This window comes from Pseudoxanthomonas sp. SE1, from assembly GCF_029542205.1.
In the GTDB taxonomy this organism is placed as follows: Bacteria; Pseudomonadota; Gammaproteobacteria; order Xanthomonadales; family Xanthomonadaceae; genus Pseudoxanthomonas_A.
On the sequence record NZ_CP113783.1, the window covers coordinates 3,613,434 to 3,634,106 of the forward strand.

Below are 20,673 nucleotides of genomic sequence, written 5' to 3' on the forward strand. Positions count from 1 at the left end.
GTCATCTGCCTTTGGGCAGCCTATAGGCCGGAACGTAGGAAAAGGTGAACCGTGGCCGTGCCGTGGCCTGGATGCGGATACGGCGACGCCGCCAGGAGGGTCGGCGTCACGGTTCCGGAACGGGGCTCAGCCCGCCTGTTGCGCGGCGTGGGCCGCCTGCGCGGCCTGCTGGTCGGCGTGGTAGGACGAACGGACCAGGGGGCCGGACGCCACATGGCTGAAGCCCAGCGCGTTGCCGTACAGCTCCAGTTCCTTGAACTCTTCCGGGGTCCAGTAGCGCAGCACCGGATGGTGGTGGGCCGTGGGCTGCAGGTACTGGCCGATGGTCACCATGTCCACGTCGTGCGCGCGCAGGTCGCGCAGCGTGGCCTGCACCTGCTCCATGGTTTCGCCCAGCCCCAGCATGATGCCGGACTTGGTGGGCAGGTGCGGGTGCTGCTGCTTGAACCGCTGCAGCAGCGTCAGCGACCACTGGTAGTCGGCGCCGGGGCGGACGTTCGGGTACAGGTCCGGCACGGTTTCGATGTTGTGGTTGAACACGTCCGGCGGATTCACCGCCAGGATGTCCAGCGCGCGGTCCATGCGGCCCTTGCCGCGGAAATCCGGGGTCAGTATCTCGATGCGGGTCGCGGGCGAGTGTTCGCGGATGGCGGCGATGCAGTCGACGAAATGCTGGGCACCGCCGTCGCGCAGGTCATCGCGATCCACGCTGGTCACCACCACGTACTTCAGGCCCATGTCGGCGACGGTATGCGCAAGGCTCAGCGGCTCGGACGCGTCGGGCGGCTTCGGACGGCCATGGGCGACGTCGCAGAACGAGCAGCGCCGCGTGCAGACTTCGCCGAGGATCATGAAGGTGGCCGTGCCATGGCCGAAGCACTCATGGATGTTCGGGCAGCTGGCTTCTTCGCAGACGGTGACCAGGCGGTTCTCGCGCAGTTTTGCCTTCAGCTTGGCCACCGATCCGTCGGAAGGGATGCGGACCCGGATCCATGACGGCTTGCGAAGTACCGGCGCGTCCGCGAACTGGACCGGCGAACGCCCGATCTTGTCGCCCCCCAGCTGTTTGGCGCCCGTCTCCAGGGGAGCAGGCGAAGAACTGACGACCTGGAGCGGAATAACGCGTGCGGGGGTATCGGTCATGGGCCAATTCTACCGCTTTCGCCTCTCGCCCTCGGGGCACCTCATGTCATCCACCTCCCGACGCATGGGAACGACGCCCGGGCAGAGGCCCTGGGTCACGGCGGGAGGCGATATGACTGCATCGCGCGTGGGCCGGCATTGCGTAGCGGGCCCGGGGTCCTCGATGTCTGGGCGACAGGCACAAAAAAGCCCGCAATGGCTAGGCCACTGCGGGCTTGCTCCCTCCCCCACGTCGGGATGCGGAGCCATCGTGAAGGGTCCGTTACGCGTCTTGCACGCTGCACTGCAAAACAGAACCGGACAGTTCAGCGCATACCCGTGTCATGTCACAAATATGAATGGACGCCAAACCCGCGCCACTGCTGCGTGTTACCGATATCAGACCAATTCGGGGGCACTGTGCAGGAATTCCGGTTACGTTCTTCACTGCATTTACCTGAACAGGCGACATCCTTTCCGGGCGCGCAACGACCGCGCGAGCCGGGCTATTCCAGATAGTGGCGGCGGCCGTCGTACCAGGCCCGGGCCCGGACGAGGTGGAACCTGCGTTGCGCTCCCTGCATCTCCACGCCGACGCTCAACGCACGCCACTTGGCATAGAGGTCACCCTGCCGCTGGGGCCCCTGCAGCCGCATCCGCGCCCGCATTTCATAGCGGTCATTGCGTGCCTGCAGGCGGTCCAGCACCAGCACATCGTCCTGCCACTGCACGCGCCCGTCGACATGTGCCTGTCCCGCATCGACCAGTCTGTAGACCCAGGCCGGGTATTCCTTCTTCCGCGAGAACAGGGCGAGCAGGAAGCCCACGTCCTTCATCGTCACGTCGGCAAGTCCGCCCGCACTGAGTGGACGATCGATGTCCAGCCGGGCGCGCCCCAGCGTGGCGCGGGCCCACCACCCCGTACGGGTATCGCCATCGGGTTCACGGAAACTGACGTTGCGTACCTGCAGCGTGCTGCCGTCGGCCACGAACAGATGGCGCTTCAGGTCGGCCCGGTGCAGGCGCAACGCCAGATCGACATCGCCCCGAAGCTGGATGCCGGCAAGGAACATGCGCGTGCCCCGCCCGGCGATGCGCAGCGAACCCCGCCCCACCTCGCCGGCGGCATCCAGCGACAGGTCACCGCTGAGATAGCCGGCACCGCCGTCGAACCGCATGTGGCGCCGCGGCAGGAACGGGTTGTAGACCCGCAGGTCCGGCACCGTGGCATCGTCGAACACCACGCGCGCCTTCAGCGTCTCGCGCACCCGCCTGCCGTCGTCGGCATTCACCGACAGGCGCAGGTTGCGCCCGCGCACGTACGGCTTGCCCGGTGCTTCAACGGCGGCGACGTCGAACGTCTCCATCACGGCCTTGAGCCGCGGCAGCAGCTCGCCGCTGTCGCCGGCATCAAGCCGGATGTCCGCGCGGGCGCGCCCACGGATCCGGTTGCCCATCACGTCGACGACCGCGTCCACGCCCGGCACTTCGATGCGACTGCCCGGCGCGAGCTTTCCGTCCGCCACCTGCACGTCGGCACTGATCGCGCCGGCACCGTCGAGCTTCAGCCATGGCGCCTGCGGGAAAAGCCCGGACAACCAGCGAAGCGAATCGAAGTGCCAGGCACCGATCACATGGCCCGAGGTACGTGGCAGGAGACTGGCGAAGTCGCGCACAGGCACGCGCCGGCCGCGCAGACGCACGTCCGCCTCCACCGCCAGCCTGCCATCGGCCTGCGGCGGCACCGTCGCCTTGATCGCGATGTCCTGGTCCACGGCCACATCGATGCCCAGGATGTCATTGCGCACCGCGCCCGCGATGTCGTTGCCGGCGACGGCCATCGTCCATTGCGCGCGGCCACCCGGCGCGAGCAGGCCACGCTCGAACGCCAGGGCGATGTCCGCCCTGCCTTCGCCAGGCACCAGCCTGACCGCCACCTCGCCACGCGGACTGACGGCCACGTTCAAACCGGACGTGCGGCCGCCGAGCCTCAGGTCCAGCCGCGTCTTGAGCAGCTTGTCGAGCCCGGCGGCCTCCTCGCGCCGATGCCGATCGAGGGCGAAGCCGGCATGCAGGGTCGTCTCGCGCAACACCTCGGCGCCCTCGCGGGTCACCCGTGCGCCGGTCATGTCGAACGTCGAGGGCGTCAGTTCCATCGGTCCACCGCGCAACTGCTTGTAGAACCCGACCTGGGCGCGGCCTTCGCCTTCGAGCACCCACGCATCGAATGCGCCACGACGCACCGAATCGCTGGCGATGCGGTCGAACTGGAGCTCCCAACCGCCCGCGCGCGGTGGTGGCGGTGCCAGTTCGCCTGCGGCACGCCGGACTGCGCCACGGACGTCGTCCGCGCGCACCTCGGGCACATGCAGCCGGCGCGAAAGCAGCGGCCACAATGCGATGCGGCCTTCCACGCGCGTGGCTTGCGCGTTCCAGGCGATGCGCCGCGCCTGACCTTGCAGGGTGACATCGGTCAGGCTCACCCGCCCCGGCCACCAGGTACTGCCGGATGCCCACTGCATCCGGAAACGTTCCGGCTTGCGGTTCAGGGCGGCTTCGCCCAGCGCCGTGTTGAGGAACACATTGCCTGCGAGCAGATAGAGCGCATAAGGAGCGAAGAGGGCCAGCAGCCCCCACTGCAGCCAGCACAGGGGTTTACCGCGAAGGGATGTCCTTTCCATCCGCACAGGATGCCGCATCCACGCCCCGGCAAGAACAGCGGCATGGAATCAAGCGGCGGCAAAGTGGCCATGGAAGCCCAACGGCACGGTATACGGCAGCCACGCCTGGGCAACAGGTCCCGCTTCCACGCGGCCCGCATCGAGCACCGCGATGCCGCTGCGGCCACGCGCGGCATCCAGCAGCGTGCCCACCAGCCAGCCGTCGTCGGGGCGCGTGCTGCCGGGACGCGGCACGAACAGGTGCTCTTCCACCAGCACGTCGCGACCATAGTCATGTACCTGGTGCCGGTCACGCGCCACATCGAAAGCGCCGACGCCGTTGAAGTACGGCGCGGTCGAAGCGCTCGCGTGCACGGGCGCGTACAGCCGCGCGGGGCCGCGGGACAGCGTGCGCGCATCGAACACGGGAAACTCGATGCCGGCGACGCCCGTCTCCTGCCAGCGGGCATCGCCACGGCGCAGGTCGAGCACGAGTTCACGCAACGGCCCCTTTCCGCCATGCACATCGCCATCGCCGTTCATCGCCGCCTTCAAGGGCGAGCGTGCCTCTTCCACATCCGGATGCTGCACAGCGCGCAGCACGATGCGGCCATCGCGCTCGTACGCATCGCCGAAATGATAGATCGCCGCGAAGTCGGCCTCGAACCAGCGCGCCTGCGCCGGCGCGTGCTTGTCCACCACCGCGATGCGCAGCGGCTGGTCCGGCCTGAAGCGCAGGCGCTCGAAGAACGCACCGGCACCGTCCAGGTAGCGGAACGGGATCAGGACAAACACCAGATGGCGATCGGTCATCGCGAAACTGTGCAGATAGCCGGGCACGGGTGTCTCCAGCACGTCGGCCGACGCCAGCGTACCGTCGCGGCCGATGTGCCACACCACCAGGCCGTTGCCGCCCATCATCGAGATGGAGCCGAAATTCCACACCGAGCCGTCTCGGTCCACCAGCGGATGCGCCGAGAACGGGATCGCCGCCAGGTCCGCCCGCCACGTCACCGGGCCGAGCGTGGTCAGCTGGTCGGGATCCAGTTCGAACGCAGAGCCGGCCTCGCACAGCGCGAACAGGCGGCCATTGATCATCGTCACCGAAGTGTTGGCCGCGTTCGCATCGTCGTTGTTGCGGATCGGCTGCATGTCCGGAACGGACGTGCCGGCGACGGGGTACAGGAACCGCCCGGCCGCCTGTTCGCGGGTGAACTTGGGCGTGGCCACCATGCGCGCGCGATGGGTCAGCGTGCCATCACCGTTGAAGCGCCACCCGTGGACCATGCCGTCGCCATCGAACCAGTGCTCGTAGCGGAAGCCCGCGCGCTCGGTCCAGGCGGGCCCATTGCGGTACAGCGTGCCGCTGAATCCCGTCGGCAGCCGTCCTTCGACCTGCACGGTTTCCGGGCCCAGGGTTTCGGACTGCACCGACTTCCAGCCGGCCAGCCACCGGTGTTCCCGCAGGCCGGCGGCGAAGCGGGCGGGATCGGCGGCCAGCGCGTCCTGGCCGCGCAGCAAGGCCGGCGCGATGGCGAGCGCGGTGGCTCCGGACAGGAGGTTGCGAAGGAAGCGACGGCGTTCCATGGCCTCGCTCCTCAGTGCAGCGCGATGTCGATGGCGACATCCTGCGTACCGATGTCGAAACGGGCCTCGTCCCAGGTCGGCTTGCGCATCACGCGCGGATTGTTGCTGAAGCCGTAGCCTTCGGTCGGCATGCCGATCATGTTGCTGTCGAGCTTGCCGTTGCCGTTCTCGTCGTGCGTGACCATCACCGCGTATGTGCCGGGTTTGACGTCCTTGAAGACAAACGTGGCTTGCGGACCGGCAGGCGTCGCAGTGGTCGCCTGCACCGGCCGCGCCTTGCCGTCCCACCCTTCCGAAGAATCGACCAGGGCCGCTTTCACCAAACCGGTCTGCGCGCGCACATCGCGCAGCACGACGGTCAGGTCGGCGGCCAGGGCGCCGGGCGCGCAGGCACTGGCGGCGATCAGGGTGGCGAAGATGAGCGTGTGTCGGGCGAAGCGGTCCATGGCGGACTCCGGCGGCGGGAATGTGGCGCCAGTCTGCGAGGCGTGCCCACGCCGTGTCAGTTGCCACCCGTCATCCGTCGGACCTGCCGGAAGTCACTCATGCCTGCATCGCCATCCCGAGCTCCCGCGCCGCCACGGGCCGGCCCAACAGGAATCCCTGCACCGACATGCAGCCCAGCGCACGCAGGGCTTCAAGCTGTTGTTCGTTCTCCACGCCCTCCGCCGTGACCGACAGTTCCAGGGCATCCGAGAGCTGGATGATCGCCGCGATGATCGACCGGGTGGTGTCGCGGGTCTCCTGCTGCAGTCCGGCCGCGAACGACTGGTCGAGCTTGATATGGTCGAACGGCAACTCGCGCAGTTGCGCCATCGACGAATAGCCCACGCCGAAATCATCGATGGCGATACGGATGCCAACCCCCCTGAGCCGCGCCAGGGCCTGCCGGACAGAGGCGGGATCCTTCGCGAGCGCAGATTCGGTGATCTCCAGTTCCAGCCGGTCCGCCGGCAAGCCCACGCGATGCAGGATGTCGAGCACCGAGGGCACGAAGGGTGGCCATGCCAGCTGGACGGCCGACACGTTGACCGCCAGCGACGTGGTGCTGCTCCAGGCCAGCGCATCGCGACAGGCGCGCTCCAGCACCCACATGCCGATGGGAACGATCAGGCCGGACTCCTCGGCGGCGGGAATGAAATCCGCGGGACTGATGCGCCCATGCAGCGGGTGCCTCCATCGCGCCAGCGCTTCGTAACCACGTACCTGCAGGGTATCGGCAGCATGCAACGCCATGTAGTCGATCTCGAGCTGGCCGTTGTCGGCCGCGACCGCCAGGTCGCTGACCAGCGCCAGGCGCTCGCGCACGTGCTCGCTCATCCGCGGCTCGTACAGGCGGACGGTATCGCGGCCTTCGCCCTTGGCGACATACAGGGCGGTGTCGGCACGCCGCAGGAGTTCATCCAGCGGCTCGACGGAAGCCGGGAACAGCGCTACGCCAATGCTCGCCCTGACATCGATCCTGAACCCGTTGACCCACTCCGGCTGGCGCAGGACCTGCAACACATGGTCGAGGCAGCGCAGCGCGACCTGCGCGGCCGACGCCGCCGGCAGGTCGCGCAGCAGCAGGGCGAATTCATCGCCTCCCAGGCGCGCCAGCGCATCGCCCGGACGGCACACCTGCTGCAGGCGCCGCGCGACGGTGCACAGCAGCTGGTCGCCCACCATGTGGCCGAGGCTGTCATTGACGTTCTTGAAATTGTCCAGATCGATCAGGGCCAGCGCCGCACGGGTATCGTCGCGGCCCCGGGGCGCCTGTGCGAGGAACTGCCGGCGATTGGGCAGGCCCGTCAACGCATCGTGATGGGCGAGGTGGTGGAGATGCCGTTCGCGCTGCAGCGCCTCCACTTCGCGCAGCCTCGCGTCGGACACGTCGCAGCCCACGCCACGCCAACCGGTCCAGGTGCCTGCCTGGGTGTGCACCGGCCGCGCACTGATACTCCAACTGCGCGGTTCGCGACCGACGACGGCCTCCACCACCACCCCTGAAAAGGCCTGCGGAGACTGCAGGCTGGATTGCAGCGCATCCACGCCGACATGCCGGTCGCTGCCCACCTCCAGCAACCGTCGCGGTGCGAACAGGGCGGGCAGCGTGCGTCCTTCCAGTCTGCCGCCCGCCTGCCCCAGCACCTGCGCCAATCGTGGCCCCACGCGGACGAGCACGCCCTCCCGGTCGCTCTCCCACAGCCAGTCGTTCGCATTGCTTTCGAACTCGCGCAGCAACAGGCCGATGATCTGCTGCTGCCGTTCGGCCGCCATCTCGGCTTCGATACGCCTCACCAGCGTGCGCGAAATGAACAACAAGGCAATCGTCAGCATCACGGCGTAGCAGCACAACTGCGCGATGGTCATCCCCTGCGCCAGGAATTCCAGCTGGCCCACCATCAGGCAGGCCGCGACGGTCAGGATGACCAGCCACAGGAATGCCACCAGCGGCGCCGTGATGCCCACCAGCACGCCCGTGGCAATCAGACCCGGCGTGTACGCGGCCAGCAGCAGTCGGCTGCCGTCACTCGCTGCCAGCGGCGCAGCGAGATACAGGCCGGCGCCGCATGCGCACGCGCACAGGACGCACCAGAACGCGGACAGCCCGAGGTCGCCGTTCGTGAAAGCGGTCCTGTCCCTGCCATCCGCCCGCCGGAGGCGACTGACGGCATGCCCGGCCCATCCGAGGTGCGTGACCAGCAGGCACAGCACCCATGCCTGCCATGCATGTCCGGCAAGGAACGGCGCCATGACATAAGCCACCCCCGCGCCGGTCAGCAGATTGGAGGCCACGTACCACGGGACTACCCGGAACAGATGGCGGAGCTGTCGATCCAGCAGCACCGCCTGCGCTTCCGCATCGGCATCGGGCAGCGCCCAGCACCTGCGCACGTCCTCCCACAACGTCGGCATATCCCTCTCCCGCTGGGCCTGAGGACGACGCGGCGAAGACCGGCGTTGCGGCGACAGGACCCATCGACCCTATCGCCGCGGCGGTGCCGGAAAGGACACTGTTCGAGGCGCTGCGTTACGCCGCCTTGGCCAGCGAGCGCCGGGACCGCACGGCCAGCGCCAACCGCTGCAGCACGTCGGCCGAGGCCTCCCAGTCCAGGCATCCATCGGTGATGCTTTGCCCATGAACCAGCGGCTTGCCGGCGACCAGTTCCTGCCGTCCGCCCACCAGATGGCTCTCCACCATCACGCCGACGATGCGCTTTTCACCCGCACGCAGCTGGGTGGCGATGTCGTCGATCACCGCCGGCTGGTTGTCGGGGTTCTTGCCGCTGTTGGCATGGCTGGCATCGACCATCAGGCGCGCCGGCAGGCCTGCCTTGGCCAGCACCTGGCTCGCCGCCTCGATACTGTCGGCATCGAAGTTCGGCGTTTTCCCGCCGCGCAGGATCACGTGGCAGTCCGGGTTGCCCGCCGTCGCCGCGATGGCGGAACGCCCTTCCTTCGTCACGGCCAGGAAATGATGTGGATGCGACGCCGCCCCCACCGCGTCCACCGCGATCCTGACGTTGCCGTCGGTCCCGTTCTTGAACCCCACTGGACACGACAGGCCGCTGGCCATCTCGCGGTGCACCTGGCTTTCGGTCGTGCGCGCCCCGATCGCACCCCACGCCACCAGATCGCTGATGTACTGCGGCGAGATGGTGTCGAGGTATTCGCAACCCGCCGGCAGGCCGAGGGCATTGATGTCGCGCAGCAGGGCGCGCGCCAGCCGCAGTCCACGATTGATGTCGAAGCTGCCGTCCAGCGCCGGGTCGTTGATCAGCCCCTTCCAGCCCACGGTGGTGCGCGGTTTCTCGAAGTACACGCGCATGACGATTTCCAGCTCGCCGGCCAGCGCGTCGCGCAACGGCTTCAGCCGGTTCGCGTACTCCATCGCCGATACAGGGTCATGGATCGAGCAGGGGCCGATCACCACGATCAGGCGATCATCGCGTCCGTGCAGGATGTGGTGCAGCGCGCCGCGCGCGTCGGACACGGTCTGCGACACCGCATCGTCGCAGGGCAGTTCGCCGATCACGGCGGCGGGCGTCACCAGCTCATCGAGTTTGCGGATGCGCAGGTCGTCGGTATGGGGGGGCATGGGGGTTCTCCGGGTCAACAAAAAAGCCGCCAGGTTCGCTGGCGGCTTCAAGGGGATTCTTCTGGTGTCTTACCTAGAATGAACACATCCTCGCTTCCGCCGTCGGCATCGGAAAGCCGTAGTACCAGAACCAATAGCGGGTGCGGGTCGCGTTCATTCGCGGCTAGAGATAACACGCCGTTTCCATGATGGCGACTGTTTCATCTGCAACGTGGCGGCGGCGGGACGACCGGCGGTGGCCGATGCGCCGGCATTGCGGCGTTGGTCGGCATGTCCGCATCGAGGACGACGCCTTCAGAGGTGCGCCATGGGAATGACCCGTCGACACTTGCTTGCGGCGCCGGCCGCACTCGCCGCCGGCTCGCTGTTGCCGGAAGGCCTGCTGGCGGCGGTGGCCGCGCAGACACCGACGTTGCCCGACCTTGCCGACTGGAACGCAGTGCGCGCCCAGTTCGCACTGGACCCAGGCTACCTGCATTTCGCCTCGTTCTTCATCGCCAGCCATCCCGCACCGGTGCGCGAGGCGCTGGAGGGCTACCGCCGCGCGATCGACGCCAATCCGTTCCTGTTCGTGGAACGCGCGATGTTCGAGGACGACGCGCACAACCTGCCGCTGCAGGTCTGCGCGGAAGTGGCGGACTACCTGGGCGGGCGCGGCGAGGATGTCTGCCTGACACGCAGCACGACCGAAGGGCTGGCGCTGGTCTACCACGGCCTGCCGCTGCAACGTGGCGACGAAATACTGACCACCGTGCACGACCATTATTCGCACCATGAATCGATCCGCCTGGCGACCGCGCGGGCGGGCGCCTCGATGCGCAAGGCGACACTGTTCAAGCAGGCACGCGAGGCCAGCGTCGACGAGATCGTCGGCAACCTGGAGGCCGCCATCCGCCCGCAGACGAAAGTGGTGGGCGTGACGTGGGTGCACTCCAGCACCGGCATCCGCCTGCCGATCCGCGAGATCAGCGCGATGCTGCGCAACCTGCCACAAGCCCCGCTGCTTGTCGTCGATGGCGTGCATGGACTGGGCGCCGCGGACGAGACCATCGCTCGCATGGGCGCCGACTACTTCTGTGCCGGTACGCACAAGTGGATGTTCGGGCCGCGCGGCACCGGCATCGTATGGGCGAACGCGGCGAACTGGGCACGCCTGCAGCCGTTGGTGCCCAACTTCACGGAGTTGGAGAGCTACACCGCCTGGACCGAGGACCGCGCGCCGAACAGCCCCGGCAACGCGGCGCGCATGTCACCCGGCGGCTTCCATGCCTTCGAGCACCAGTGGGCATTGGCGACCGCGTTCCGCATGCATCGCGGGATGGGCCGCGTGCGTGTCGCGTCACGCATTGCCGCGCTGAACACGCAACTCAAGACCGGCATGGCGACACTGCCCAAGGTCAGGCTGCACACCCCCCAGTCGGAGGCCCTGTCCGCCGGACTGGTGGCCTTCGAGATCGAAGGCGTGGCGCCGACCGATGTGGTGAAGCAACTCCTCGCGCGGCGCATCATCGCCAGCACCAGCCCCTACGCCGTGAGCTACGCCCGGTTGGCACCCAGCCTGGTCAACACGCCGGAGGAAGTGGATGAAGCCTTGCGCGCCTTGCGCTCGATCGCCGGCTGACCGGCAAACAAAAAACCCCGCCTCGCGGCGGGGTCTTCGTGGAACGGTGACGCGGGAAGCCGACTTCTTAGAAGTCCATGCCGCCCATGCCGCCCATGCCACCGCCGGCCGGCATCGCCGGCTCGTCCTTCTTCGGAGCCTCGGCCACCATCGCTTCGGTGGTGATCATCAGGCCCGCGATCGAAGCCGCGTTCTGCAGCGCGGAGCGCGTGACCTTGGTCGGGTCCAGGATGCCGAACTCGATCATGTCGCCGAACTCGCCGTTGGCGGCGTTGTAGCCGAAGTTGCCCGAACCGTCCTTGACGCGGTTGACGATCACCGACGGCTCTTCACCGGCATTGGTGACGATCTCGCGCAGCGGGGCTTCCATCGCGCGCAGGGCGATCTGGATGCCGTGGTTCTGGTCTTCGTTGGCGCCCTTCAGGTTGCCGATGGTCTGCAGCGCGCGGATCAGCGCGACGCCGCCGCCCGGGACCACGCCTTCTTCCACCGCCGCACGCGTGGCGTGCAGGGCGTCTTCGACGCGCGCCTTCTTTTCCTTCATTTCGATTTCGGTCGAGGCACCGACCTTGATCACGGCCACGCCGCCGGCCAGCTTGGCCACGCGTTCCTGCAGCTTCTCGCGGTCGTAGTCCGAAGAGGTCTCTTCGATCTGCGCCTTGATCTGCTTGATGCGCGACTGGATGCGCTCGGCATCGCCGGCGCCGTCGATGATGGTGGTGTTCTCCTTCGAGATCACGACCTTCTTCGCACGACCCAAGTCGTTGATGGTGGCCTTCTCCAGCTGCAGGCCGACTTCCTCGGAGATCACCGTGCCGTTGGTCAGCGTGGCGATGTCTTCCAGGATGGCCTTGCGGCGGTCACCGAAGCCCGGCGCCTTGACGGCGGCGACCTTCACGATGCCGCGGATGGTGTTGACCACCAGCGTGGCGAGGGCTTCGCCTTCCACTTCCTCGGCCACGATCAGCAGCGGCTTGCCGGCCTTGGCGACGCCTTCCAGCACCGGCAGCAGTTCGCGGACGTTGGAGACCTTCTTGTCGTGGATCAGGATGAAGGGGTCGTCGAATTCGACCTGCTGCGACTGCTGGTTGTTGATGAAGTACGGCGACAGGTAGCCGCGGTCGAACTGCATGCCCTCGACGACGTCGAGTTCGTTCTCCAGGCCCGAGCCTTCTTCAACGGTGATCACGCCTTCCTTGCCGACCTTCTTCATGGCCTCGGCGATGATGTCGCCGATGTTGCTGTCGGAGTTGGCCGAGATGGTGCCGACCTGGGCGATGGCCTTGTCGTCGGCGGTGGGCTTGGAGAGCTTCTTCAGCTCTTCGACGGCGGCCTTCACGGCCTGGTCGATGCCGCGCTTGAGGTCCATCGGGTTCATGCCCGCGGCGACGGCCTTGGAGCCTTCGCGGATGAACGCCTGCGCCAGCACGGTGGCGGTGGTGGTGCCGTCACCGGCGTTGTCGGAGGTCTTGGAAGCGACTTCCTTGACCATCTGCGCGCCCATGTTCTCGAACTTGTCGGCCAGTTCGATTTCCTTGGCGACGGAGACGCCGTCCTTGGTGATGGTCGGGGCGCCGAAGCTCTTCTCGAGCACGACGTTGCGGCCCTTCGGGCCGAGGGTGGCCTTGACGGCATTGGCGAGGATGTTCACGCCGCGCACCATGCGCGTACGGGCGTCTTCACCGAAACGGATATCTTTGGCTGCCATGTTGCTTAACTCCGGGATTCGAGATTGGAGATGCGGGATTCGATGGAAAGCGGGACTTCGGGACGGACCGGGCGCTTGCAGCGAGTGTCGCTGTTGCGAATCCCGGATCTCGCAGGCCGAATCCCGCCTCGGCGTCAGCCGAGGATCGCGAGGACGTCGTCTTCCTTGATGATCTTGTACTCGACGCCTTCGTACTTGTACGGCGAACCGGAGTACTGGCCGTAGATCACCTTGTCGCCGACCTTGACCTTCGGGGCGCGCACGCCGCCGGTGGCGTCGATGAACTTGCCTTCGCCGACGGCGACGACTTCACCCTTGGTGGGCTTTTCCTTGGCGGCGTCGGGAATGATGATGCCGCCGACGGAGGTTTCTTCGGCTTCGATCGGCTTGACCACCAGACGGTCATACAGCGGCTTGATGTTGCTCATTTCAATCCTCTTAAGTGATTGATTGGACTGGGAAAGGGGCGGCGATGTTAGCACTCCCCCACGGAGACTGCCAACGCCACGGGTACAAAAACCCGGCCAGGCCGGGATGCGTTGGATATCGGGGTGCCCGGCGTGGTTTCAAGGGGGTGTGCGCATATCCGTCGCACCGGGTGCCGGGGCGGGGTCTGCGATAATCGCCGCCCCATGCCCGTCTTCCTGATCCTGTCGACCTGTCCCGATGCCGATACCGCCCAGCGGTTGGCGCGGGCGCTGGTGGACGAGCGCTTGGCCGCCTGCGTCAGCGTGCTACCGGGCGTGGTGTCGACCTATCGCTGGCAGGGCCGGGTGGAACAGGCCAACGAGGTCCAGCTGCTGGCGAAGACCAGCGCCGACCGGCGCGATGCGCTGATGGCCCGGCTGGCCGAACTGCACCCGTATGAACTGCCGGAGATCCTGGCGGTCGAAACCGCCGGCCTGCCCGCCTACCTGGACTGGGTCGCTGTCGAAACCCGGGCCGATGCCCGTGCCCCCGAGTGACCCGATGACGCTGATCCGTACCCTGCTCGCCTGCCTGCTGCCCCTCGCCTCGCTGATCGCGCCCGCCGCATCCGCCGCGATCACCCAGGACGACCTGCTGCCGGTGGACGAGGCCTTCGTGCTGACGGCCAGCGCGCCTGCACGCGACCGCATCGAGATCCGCTGGAAGATCACCGACGGGTATTACCTTTACCGGCATCGCACCAGCGTGGAGGCCGACGCGGGCTTCGCCGCGCAGCCGCTGCAGTTGCCGAAGGGCAAAGCCTATCGCGACGAGTTCTTCGGCGACGTCGAAACCTACCGCGGCGAGCTGCTTGCGACCCTGCCCGGCCGGCCGACGGCGACCACCGACAGCATCACGCTGAAGATCAAGTACCAGGGCTGCGCCGACGCCGGCATCTGCTACCCACCGCAGACGCGCACGCTGAACGTCGCGCTGCCTCCCGCCGGGAACAGCGCCTTCGTGCCGCTGGGATCGGGCGCGCTCACCGGCAACCTGCTCGGCCAGAAGCAGCAGGCCGGCATCGACGCGCTGCCGCTGCCGGCGGAACAGGCGTTCGCCTTCGAGGCGATCACGTTCAACGGCGACGAACTGCTGCTGCGCTTCACGCCGGCACGCGGCTACTACGTCTACCGCGACCGCACCTCGATGGCGCTGGAGGGTGCGCACGGTATCGCCTTGCAGGCGCCGCGCTGGCCGAAGGGCGCTGCACATCGCGACGAACACTTCGGCGACGTCACCGTCTACTTCGACCAGGCCGAAGTGCCGGTGCCGCTGAAGCGCGATCACGCCCGTGCCGCCACCGCGACGCTGCGGGTGACGTTCCAGGGCTGCCAGAAGGACGGCATCTGCTATCCCCCGATGACGCGACGGGTGACGCTGTCGATCCCGGCCGGGACGATCACGCCCGCCAGCACGCCCGACATGCCCGCGCCGGCCACCGTCGCACCGCTGCCGACCGCGACAGCACCGGTCGACGACGCCGGCGCCACTCCGGATGCGACGACGTCGACAGCGTCCATCGCGACCGACGTGGAACGCACGCGCCCGCCCGAAGACGTGCTGGCACGCAACCAGCGCGGCGCCACCTCGCTGCTTGTCGCATTGGCACTCGCGCTGGCCGGTGGCCTGATCCTCAACCTGATGCCGTGCGTGTTGCCGATCCTGTCGCTGAAGGCGCTGTCGCTGGCCGAAAGCGGGCGCGATGGCGGCGATGCCCGCCGGCGCGCGCTCTGGTACACGGCCGGCGTGCTCGTTAGCTTCGTCGCCGTCGGCGCGCTGGCCATCGCGCTGCGCGCAGCGGGCCAGGCGCTGGGCTGGGGCTTCCAACTGCAGCAGCCGTGGGTGGTGGGGCTGCTCGCGTACGTGATGTTCGCGGTGGGTTTGAGCCTGTCGGGCGTGTTCGCGATCGGGCATCGACTGGCTGGAACCGGTCACGGACTGGCGTCGCGTCGCGGCCCGGTCGGCGACTTCTTCACCGGCGTGCTGGCGGTGGTCGTGGCCAGTCCGTGCACGGCACCCTTCATGGGCGTGGCGCTCGCGTACGCGTTCACGGCTCCCACGCCGCTGGCGCTGCTGGTCTTCGCGGTGCTCGGCCTGGGGCTCGCCCTGCCGTTCCTGCTGATCGGCTTCGTGCCGGCGCTGGCGAGCCGCCTGCCGCGTCCCGGCGCGTGGATGGACACGCTGAAGCAGATGCTGGCCTTCCCGATGTACCTGACGGCGGTATGGCTGCTGTGGGTGCTGGGCAAGCAGCGCGGCATCGATGCGGTGGGCTTGGCGCTGGTTGGCCTGGTGGTGCTGGCGCTGGGGCTGTGGTGGTTCCAGCGCGCGCGCTTCGCCGCTCCGCCGCTGCAGCGCGCGCTGGCGCTGGCACTCACTGTCTCCGCACTGGTGCCGCTGGCGATGCTGCACCGGCTGCCGGCGGAGATCGCGGCGGCCCCGACGTCCGAAGGCCACGTGGGCTATTCGGCGGAACGCCTGGCGGCGTTGCGTGCGGAGGGTCGCATCGTGTTCGTCGACATGACCGCCGACTGGTGCGTCACTTGCAAGGCCAATGAAAAGGCCGTGCTGAACACCGACGCCTTCCGCGGCCTGCTGGCAGAGCACGATGCCGTGATGATGACGGGCGACTGGACGAACGTGGACCCGGCCATCACCGCTTTCCTTGAGGAACACGGTGCGGTCGGGGTGCCACTGTACGTGATGTATCCGCGCGGCGGCGGTGCCGGCGAAGTCCTGCCGACCGTGCTGACCCAGGACGGCATGCGCCGGGCCTTCGAGCGCGCCGCGCGATGAAGGCGACGACCTCGCGCGTGCTGCTGGTGGCGGTGGCCGCCGGCGGCCTGGGCCTGCTGGCCAGCCTCTGGTTCAACGGCAATCCGTTCTGGCGCACGCAGGTGGGCGAGCGCGCCCTGCACGCGGCCACGAACGCCACCGCGCCCGCCCCGCCGGCCGGCGTCACGCCCGCGGGCATCGGCGATCCGATGCCGGCCATCGCGCTGCCAGGGCTGGATGGCGCGATCGTCGACCTGCGCACGCGCTATGCGGGCAGGCGATTGCTGATCAACGTCTGGGCGAGCTGGTGCGGACCATGCATCGAGGAGATGCCGGAACTCGATCGCTTCGCCGCTTCACAGGGCGCCGATGGCGTGCAGGTGATCGGTCTTGCGCTGGACACGCCGGAAGGCGTGCGCGATTTCACTGCGAAGATCCCGGTGCGCTATCCGATCGTGCTCGATACGCCGGGCCCGGCCGACGCCAGCGTCTGGTTGGGCAACGCCAAGGGCGTACTGCCCTACACCGTGCTGGTGGATGCCGATGGCCGCATCGCGCGACAGAAAGTCGGCCCCTTCACCCACGGCGAGATCGGTGGTTGGGTGGATTGACCATATCGACGCGCGGCGCGTCGCTCACTCTTCTTCCTCATCGCGCGGCGTCCGGCGATCGCTCGGCCGCACGCGACCGCCCTTTGCGCCGATGCGCGCCATGTGCGCGCGGTCCTGACTGACCTTCGCACCTCCTTTCTTGCCGGCTTCGCGCGCATCCTCGCTGCCGAACCGATGCGCGTGGCCGCGCTTCTGCGCCGCACGGCCGCCCTTGCGTGCGATCTCCTTGCGTTGCTCCGGCGTAAGCAGCGCGAATCCCCATCTGCGCTTCTTGTCAGCCATCGCAACCGGACGGACAAGCGAACGCGACCGCGTGACGCATCGCGTCGAATGCGATGAGCATGTGAATGCCGTTCACGCACATGACTCGATGTGACGCAGTGCACGCATGCCCACATCACTGGCTTGTTGCTGAAGCGGACTCAGCCGAAATCGTCGTGACGCTCTCGCACTCTTTATGATCGGGGCACACGACAAACACGCATGTCCGCGTTTCTCCGCGAACCACCCTGTTGCGTCCGTCGATGACGGACCTGATCGCGCCCTGCGATCGCCTTTCCCCCCGTGCAAGCGAGAAGGTCTTTCCCATGACCAAGGCTGTCCCCATGAAACTCCCCGACGATTTCCAGTGGGTGGAAGCAACGCCCGACGACGACTGGAGCGGCGCGCGCCTGGATCTCGATGGACATCCCATACTGGAAGTAAGTGCATGCCGTGGCGGCTGGCTGGTGGTCGTCCTGCTGGACGACCCCCGGCAGCCGCAGGCCAACGTCGCCGTACGCTCCGTGCCGGCAGGCATGCGCTGGTCGGCACGCTGGGCGCTGTCGCGCGCCGACCGCCTGCGCGTGCTGGCGGCCCGCCGGAACGCGCAACGCCCCGTCGCGCGCCAGACGCAGCCTTCACCCGCGCCGTCGTTGGTCTCTGGCCCGCTGCCCTACGCGCGCGAGGAAGAAACACTGGATGCGTGATGCGCATCGGCCCACGATCAGTTGCCGCGGTCGAAGTTGTATTGCGCCGCGGCCGCATTGCTGATGATGCCGGACAAGGGCAGCAGCTGGGTCAGGAAGCGGTTCCAGCGCGTCACGCCTGCCGGGCCCACCCATACGACGTCGCCCGGTCGCAGCGGGAAGCGGTCCGCCATGGTGAAGGCGACCGGTGACGCGGCATCGAGGTGGTACACCGTCGCCTGCTCGTGCGAATCGTCCTCCATGCCCCGGATCACGTAGACCGCTCCGCCCTTGGCCGTTACCGGATTCAGTCCGCCGGTGCGGCCGAGGGCCTGGGTCAGGCTCATGTCGGTGGTCTTGAAGGTCAGCGCCTGCGGGCGCAGCACTTCGCCGATCACATAGACCTGCTTCCGATCGTTGAACGGCATGTGCAGCCGGTCGCCCGGCTTCAGGTACACGTCGGCGGCGACCTTGCCGCCACGATTCAACGCATCCAGGTCGAGCGGATAGTCGGTGCCGTCGCGCGTCAGCACGAAGCCGGACAGATCGGCTTCTTCGACATCGATGCGCGCGCGGCCGACCGCCTGTGCCAGCGTCAGCGGCACCGTGGTGAACTCCTGGGGCGTGGTGTCCTCGAACGCGCCCTGCAGCGTGACCCGTGCGCCATGGCCGACCACGTTCACGTCGACCTGCGGGGATTTCAGATACTGGCTCAGCCGGCTCGCAAGGGTGCTGCGCACCTGCTCGATCGTCATGTCGGTGACGTTGAGCTTGCCGGCGTACGGAAAGAAGAAGCTTCCGTCGGGCTGCACCAGACGCCCGTTGGTGGCGGCCTGCTGCTGGTTGCCTGCCGGCGTCGTGAGCTCGGGGTGGTCCCATACGGTGACGATCAGGGTATCGCCGGGCTGGATGCGATACGCCTCGGGCCGATACTGCGCGAGCGCCGGCGGCAGCACGACGGCCGTGCGCGGCGCGGCGACCAGCGCTTGCGTGATCGGCACCATGCGGACATCGCTCTGCGCTTCACCCTCGCCGCTCGGCACGCTGGCACCGCGCATCATGCGCTGGCCGGGACCGAGTGAGCACGCGGAGAGCGCGGCGACGATGGCTGCGGCGAGCAGGACTTGGACAGGACGCTGGATGTTCACCACCGGATACCTCACTGTTTCGGTTGCGGCACCCATGCCATGCACGGGATGCGGACGTTCACTGGATCGTCGCAACGGTGGCGTGAAGAGAACGGCGGAAGCAGCCCAACGGTGGATTAATGCGCGTGCGCGCCGGCCCATGCGGCCGCCAGCGCGGCGAATTCCTTGAATGCGCGCCCGCTGCGCCATAGCGCGCGTCGCGACGGCAGCCAACGCTCGCGCAGGCCGACCGCAGGGCGCCCTTCCGGCACGGGCACCGGCGTGACATCGGCGCCGGCCTGCGTGAAGAGCAGCGCCGCACGCGGCATGTGCAGCGCCGATGTCACCAGCAGCACATGGCGCCCGCCATGTTCTCCCGCAAGCGCAGTACTGAAGCGCGCATTGTCGCGCGTGTCGTGGCTGTGTTCCTCCAGCACGAGGGCATCTTCCGGAACACCGAGGCGCCCGATCGCGTCCGCCATCCTGCGCGCTTCGGTGGTCTTGCCGACTCCACCACCGCTGAGGATCACCTTGGGCGCCTTCCCCGCATGCCAGGCGCGTGCGCCGGCGGCGAGGCGGCTGCTGCGCAGGCGCGCCGGATCCACGTCTTCGCGATCCAGCCAGGCATAGTTGCTGCCGCCGCCCAGCACGACGATGGCGTCCGCCGGGGGCAATGCCGCCGTGTCGCGGACGGCATAACGCTGCTCCAGCGTGCCGCGCAACGTGTCGGACGCAAGCGGGAGCGACCACAGCGCCGACCATGCCAGCGCCATGCCCGCGATGCCGGCGGCGGCCCTGCGCCGCCGCAGCATCCATGCGACCGCGGCGATTGCCAGCAGGCACAGCGAAAACACCGGCGGGTAGCTCAACGACACCACGAGGTCGGCCAATGCTTTCATCGCATGGCCCTCAGATGACGATGCCACGGCTGACATAGAAGAACAGCACCCCGCAGGCCGCACCCAGGCCGGCGCCGAGCAGCAGCGGTTGTCGCAGCGGCGCGAGCCGGCTGTAGCAGCCGGCAGCCGCCAGGATCAGCGACACGGCGAGCCAGCCCGGCAGCAGATAGCGGTTGGAGAAATAGCCCCAGCCGATCGCGAAGAACGGCAGCACCATGACAAGGTAGACCGACGCGCTTTCCTGTAGCGGTCTGCGCGCCGCCGGCTGTATCCAGGGGGACACCGCCAGCATCACCAGGTACCAGAACATCGTGAACACCGCGAAATCGATCCGCACCCCCGCACGGTAGTTGTCGTTGGCGGTGTATTCCATGACCGTCGCGTACAACGTCGGCGACATGGTGCCCACGGCCTTCATCGACAGTCCGCTGACGTAGGCGAGGAACGCCAGCACGGCCATCGCGCGCAGCAGGTTGGGCTTCAACAGCAGCGCCGGTGCGCAGGCCAGATACAGAAGCGAGGAGACATGCAGGCTGGCGGCAAGCACCCCGAGCAGCACGAACCCCCGCCACCGGCGCTGCCGGAAGCACAGCAATGCGGCGAACACGAGCGGTGCCGCCAGGCCCTGGCGGATGGCGTTGATCGACGCGTTGACGAACATCGGCGAGATGAACAGCAACAGCAGCGAGGCGCACAGCAGCGTGGGATACGCCTGCGTCGGCGGGAATGCGCGGTGGTTGATCCGCACCGCGATGGCGACGCCCGCCAGCAACAGCGCGAACAGCACCGCCTGGTATCCCGGCACGCCGAGGCCCAGCAGGCGCAGGCCGTAGCTCAGGTACGCGAAACCGGGCTCCAGGCGCGTCTCCGGGACGCCCTGGTCCAGGCTCTCGAAGAAGCCCGCATAGGTTGCCGTGTCCGAGCCGATGTCCAGGGGGCGGCTGCCCACCAGCCAGCAGCCGAACATAGCCACGACGAGCAGCCACGCGACGCCGAGCCAGCGCTCCGCGTTCGCATGGGGGCTGCGGGCAGGTCGCAGATACGGGAGCGCAGTGCCGGAAGCCTTCATG

The 20,673-nt window shown here is 67.9% G+C and carries 17 protein-coding genes; 5 read left to right on the forward strand and 12 right to left on the reverse strand.

All coding sequences use genetic code 11. The annotated features are described in order from the left end of the window. Positions 1-126: 126 nt before the first annotated feature. The 6 genes from lipA to OY559_RS17170 form a co-directional block, all read right to left on the reverse strand. Positions 127-1,143: a lipoyl synthase gene (lipA, locus tag OY559_RS17145; RefSeq protein WP_277727489.1), complete on the reverse strand. Its 1,017-nt coding sequence runs from the start codon at positions 1,141-1,143 to the stop codon at positions 127-129. A 485-nt stretch (positions 1,144-1,628) separates the two neighbouring features. Next, positions 1,629-3,803 (reverse strand): AsmA family protein, encoded by a 2,175-nt coding sequence (locus OY559_RS17150; RefSeq protein ID WP_277727490.1) that lies wholly within the window; start codon positions 3,801-3,803, stop codon positions 1,629-1,631. Between the two features lie 48 nt (positions 3,804-3,851). Then, positions 3,852-5,369 (reverse strand): carotenoid oxygenase family protein, encoded by a 1,518-nt coding sequence (locus OY559_RS17155; RefSeq protein WP_277727492.1) that lies wholly within the window; start codon positions 5,367-5,369, stop codon positions 3,852-3,854. An 11-nt stretch (positions 5,370-5,380) separates the two neighbouring features. After that, the gene (locus OY559_RS17160; protein WP_277727493.1) at positions 5,381-5,815 is read right to left on the reverse strand and encodes a DUF2141 domain-containing protein; all 435 of its coding nucleotides are present in this window, start codon (positions 5,813-5,815) and stop codon (positions 5,381-5,383) included. 97 nt (positions 5,816-5,912) lie between these two features. Continuing rightward, the gene (locus OY559_RS17165) at positions 5,913-8,267 is read right to left on the reverse strand and encodes a putative bifunctional diguanylate cyclase/phosphodiesterase (RefSeq protein WP_277727495.1); all 2,355 of its coding nucleotides are present in this window, start codon (positions 8,265-8,267) and stop codon (positions 5,913-5,915) included. A 115-nt stretch (positions 8,268-8,382) separates the two neighbouring features. Next, positions 8,383-9,450 carry a 3-deoxy-7-phosphoheptulonate synthase gene (locus OY559_RS17170; protein WP_277727497.1) on the reverse strand — a complete coding sequence of 356 codons (1,068 nt, stop codon included), beginning with the start codon at positions 9,448-9,450 and terminating at the stop codon, positions 8,383-8,385. A gap of 313 nt (positions 9,451-9,763) precedes the next feature. On the opposite strand from OY559_RS17170, the gene OY559_RS17175 reads away from it, so the two are divergent. After that, on the forward strand, positions 9,764-11,071 hold the full coding sequence (locus tag OY559_RS17175) for an aminotransferase class V-fold PLP-dependent enzyme (protein WP_277727499.1): 1,308 nt from the start codon (positions 9,764-9,766) through the stop codon (positions 11,069-11,071). Between the two features lie 67 nt (positions 11,072-11,138). On the opposite strand, the gene groL is transcribed toward OY559_RS17175, so the two are convergent. After that, the gene (gene groL / locus OY559_RS17180) at positions 11,139-12,779 is read right to left on the reverse strand and encodes a chaperonin GroEL (protein WP_142126166.1); all 1,641 of its coding nucleotides are present in this window, start codon (positions 12,777-12,779) and stop codon (positions 11,139-11,141) included. A 134-nt stretch (positions 12,780-12,913) separates the two neighbouring features. Continuing rightward, on the reverse strand, positions 12,914-13,207 hold the full coding sequence (locus tag OY559_RS17185) for a co-chaperone GroES (protein ID WP_142126167.1): 294 nt from the start codon (positions 13,205-13,207) through the stop codon (positions 12,914-12,916). 204 nt (positions 13,208-13,411) lie between these two features. Here OY559_RS17185 and cutA point away from each other — a divergent pair, with 204 nt between their 5' ends. Genes cutA through OY559_RS17200 form a run of 3 tightly spaced genes read left to right on the forward strand, consistent with a single transcriptional unit; the run spans position 13,412 to position 16,630 of the window. Then, positions 13,412-13,744 (forward strand): divalent-cation tolerance protein CutA, encoded by a 333-nt coding sequence (gene cutA / locus OY559_RS17190; RefSeq protein WP_277727503.1) that lies wholly within the window; start codon positions 13,412-13,414, stop codon positions 13,742-13,744. A gap of 4 nt (positions 13,745-13,748) precedes the next feature. Next, positions 13,749-16,040: a protein-disulfide reductase DsbD family protein gene (locus OY559_RS17195; RefSeq protein ID WP_277727504.1), complete on the forward strand. Its 2,292-nt coding sequence runs from the start codon at positions 13,749-13,751 to the stop codon at positions 16,038-16,040. Beyond that, positions 16,037-16,630 carry a TlpA family protein disulfide reductase gene (locus OY559_RS17200; protein WP_277727505.1) on the forward strand — a complete coding sequence of 198 codons (594 nt, stop codon included), beginning with the start codon at positions 16,037-16,039 and terminating at the stop codon, positions 16,628-16,630. Before OY559_RS17195 ends, OY559_RS17200 begins: the two co-directional genes overlap by 4 nt. 24 nt (positions 16,631-16,654) lie before the next feature. Here the strand turns inward: OY559_RS17200 and OY559_RS17205 are convergent, their stop codons facing one another. Further along, complete coding sequence (locus OY559_RS17205; RefSeq protein WP_277727506.1) at positions 16,655-16,912, reverse strand: KGG domain-containing protein; 258 nt, start codon at positions 16,910-16,912, stop codon at positions 16,655-16,657. Positions 16,913-17,235: 323 nt separating this feature from the next. On the opposite strand from OY559_RS17205, the gene OY559_RS17210 reads away from it, so the two are divergent. Beyond that, positions 17,236-17,598 (forward strand): hypothetical protein, encoded by a 363-nt coding sequence (locus OY559_RS17210; RefSeq protein WP_277727507.1) that lies wholly within the window; start codon positions 17,236-17,238, stop codon positions 17,596-17,598. A gap of 17 nt (positions 17,599-17,615) precedes the next feature. Here the strand turns inward: OY559_RS17210 and OY559_RS17215 are convergent, their stop codons facing one another. From OY559_RS17215 to OY559_RS17225, 3 genes are all read right to left on the reverse strand, one after another. Continuing rightward, positions 17,616-18,725: a polysaccharide biosynthesis/export family protein gene (locus tag OY559_RS17215; protein ID WP_277727508.1), complete on the reverse strand. Its 1,110-nt coding sequence runs from the start codon at positions 18,723-18,725 to the stop codon at positions 17,616-17,618. Between the two features lie 116 nt (positions 18,726-18,841). Further along, positions 18,842-19,603: a YdcF family protein gene (locus tag OY559_RS17220; RefSeq protein WP_277727509.1), complete on the reverse strand. Its 762-nt coding sequence runs from the start codon at positions 19,601-19,603 to the stop codon at positions 18,842-18,844. 10 nt (positions 19,604-19,613) lie between these two features. Further along, a complete protein-coding gene (locus OY559_RS17225; protein ID WP_277727510.1) occupies positions 19,614-20,672 on the reverse strand; it encodes an EpsG family protein in 1,059 nt (352 codons plus the stop codon). Position 20,673 lies beyond the last annotated feature (1 nt).

Coding starts and splice junctions, on each gene's coding strand:
- OY559_RS17150 (WP_277727490.1), bottom strand. CDS start 3,803: ATGGAAAGGACATCCCTTCGCGGTAAACCCCTGTGCTGGCTGCAGTGG.
- OY559_RS17160 (WP_277727493.1), bottom strand. CDS start 5,815: ATGGACCGCTTCGCCCGACACACGCTCATCTTCGCCACCCTGATCGCC.
- OY559_RS17225 (WP_277727510.1), bottom strand. CDS start 20,672: ATGAAGGCTTCCGGCACTGCGCTCCCGTATCTGCGACCTGCCCGCAGC.
- OY559_RS17220 (WP_277727509.1), bottom strand. CDS start 19,603: ATGAAAGCATTGGCCGACCTCGTGGTGTCGTTGAGCTACCCGCCGGTG.
- OY559_RS17205 (WP_277727506.1), bottom strand. CDS start 16,912: ATGGCTGACAAGAAGCGCAGATGGGGATTCGCGCTGCTTACGCCGGAG.
- groL (WP_142126166.1), bottom strand. CDS start 12,779: ATGGCAGCCAAAGATATCCGTTTCGGTGAAGACGCCCGTACGCGCATG.
- OY559_RS17200 (WP_277727505.1), top strand. CDS start 16,037: ATGAAGGCGACGACCTCGCGCGTGCTGCTGGTGGCGGTGGCCGCCGGC.
- cutA (WP_277727503.1), top strand. CDS start 13,412: ATGCCCGTCTTCCTGATCCTGTCGACCTGTCCCGATGCCGATACCGCC.
- OY559_RS17210 (WP_277727507.1), top strand. CDS start 17,236: ATGAAACTCCCCGACGATTTCCAGTGGGTGGAAGCAACGCCCGACGAC.
- lipA (WP_277727489.1), bottom strand. CDS start 1,143: ATGACCGATACCCCCGCACGCGTTATTCCGCTCCAGGTCGTCAGTTCT.
- OY559_RS17165 (WP_277727495.1), bottom strand. CDS start 8,267: ATGCCGACGTTGTGGGAGGACGTGCGCAGGTGCTGGGCGCTGCCCGAT.
- OY559_RS17175 (WP_277727499.1), top strand. CDS start 9,764: ATGACCCGTCGACACTTGCTTGCGGCGCCGGCCGCACTCGCCGCCGGC.
- OY559_RS17195 (WP_277727504.1), top strand. CDS start 13,749: ATGACGCTGATCCGTACCCTGCTCGCCTGCCTGCTGCCCCTCGCCTCG.
- OY559_RS17170 (WP_277727497.1), bottom strand. CDS start 9,450: ATGCCCCCCCATACCGACGACCTGCGCATCCGCAAACTCGATGAGCTG.
- OY559_RS17155 (WP_277727492.1), bottom strand. CDS start 5,369: ATGGAACGCCGTCGCTTCCTTCGCAACCTCCTGTCCGGAGCCACCGCG.
- OY559_RS17185 (WP_142126167.1), bottom strand. CDS start 13,207: ATGAGCAACATCAAGCCGCTGTATGACCGTCTGGTGGTCAAGCCGATC.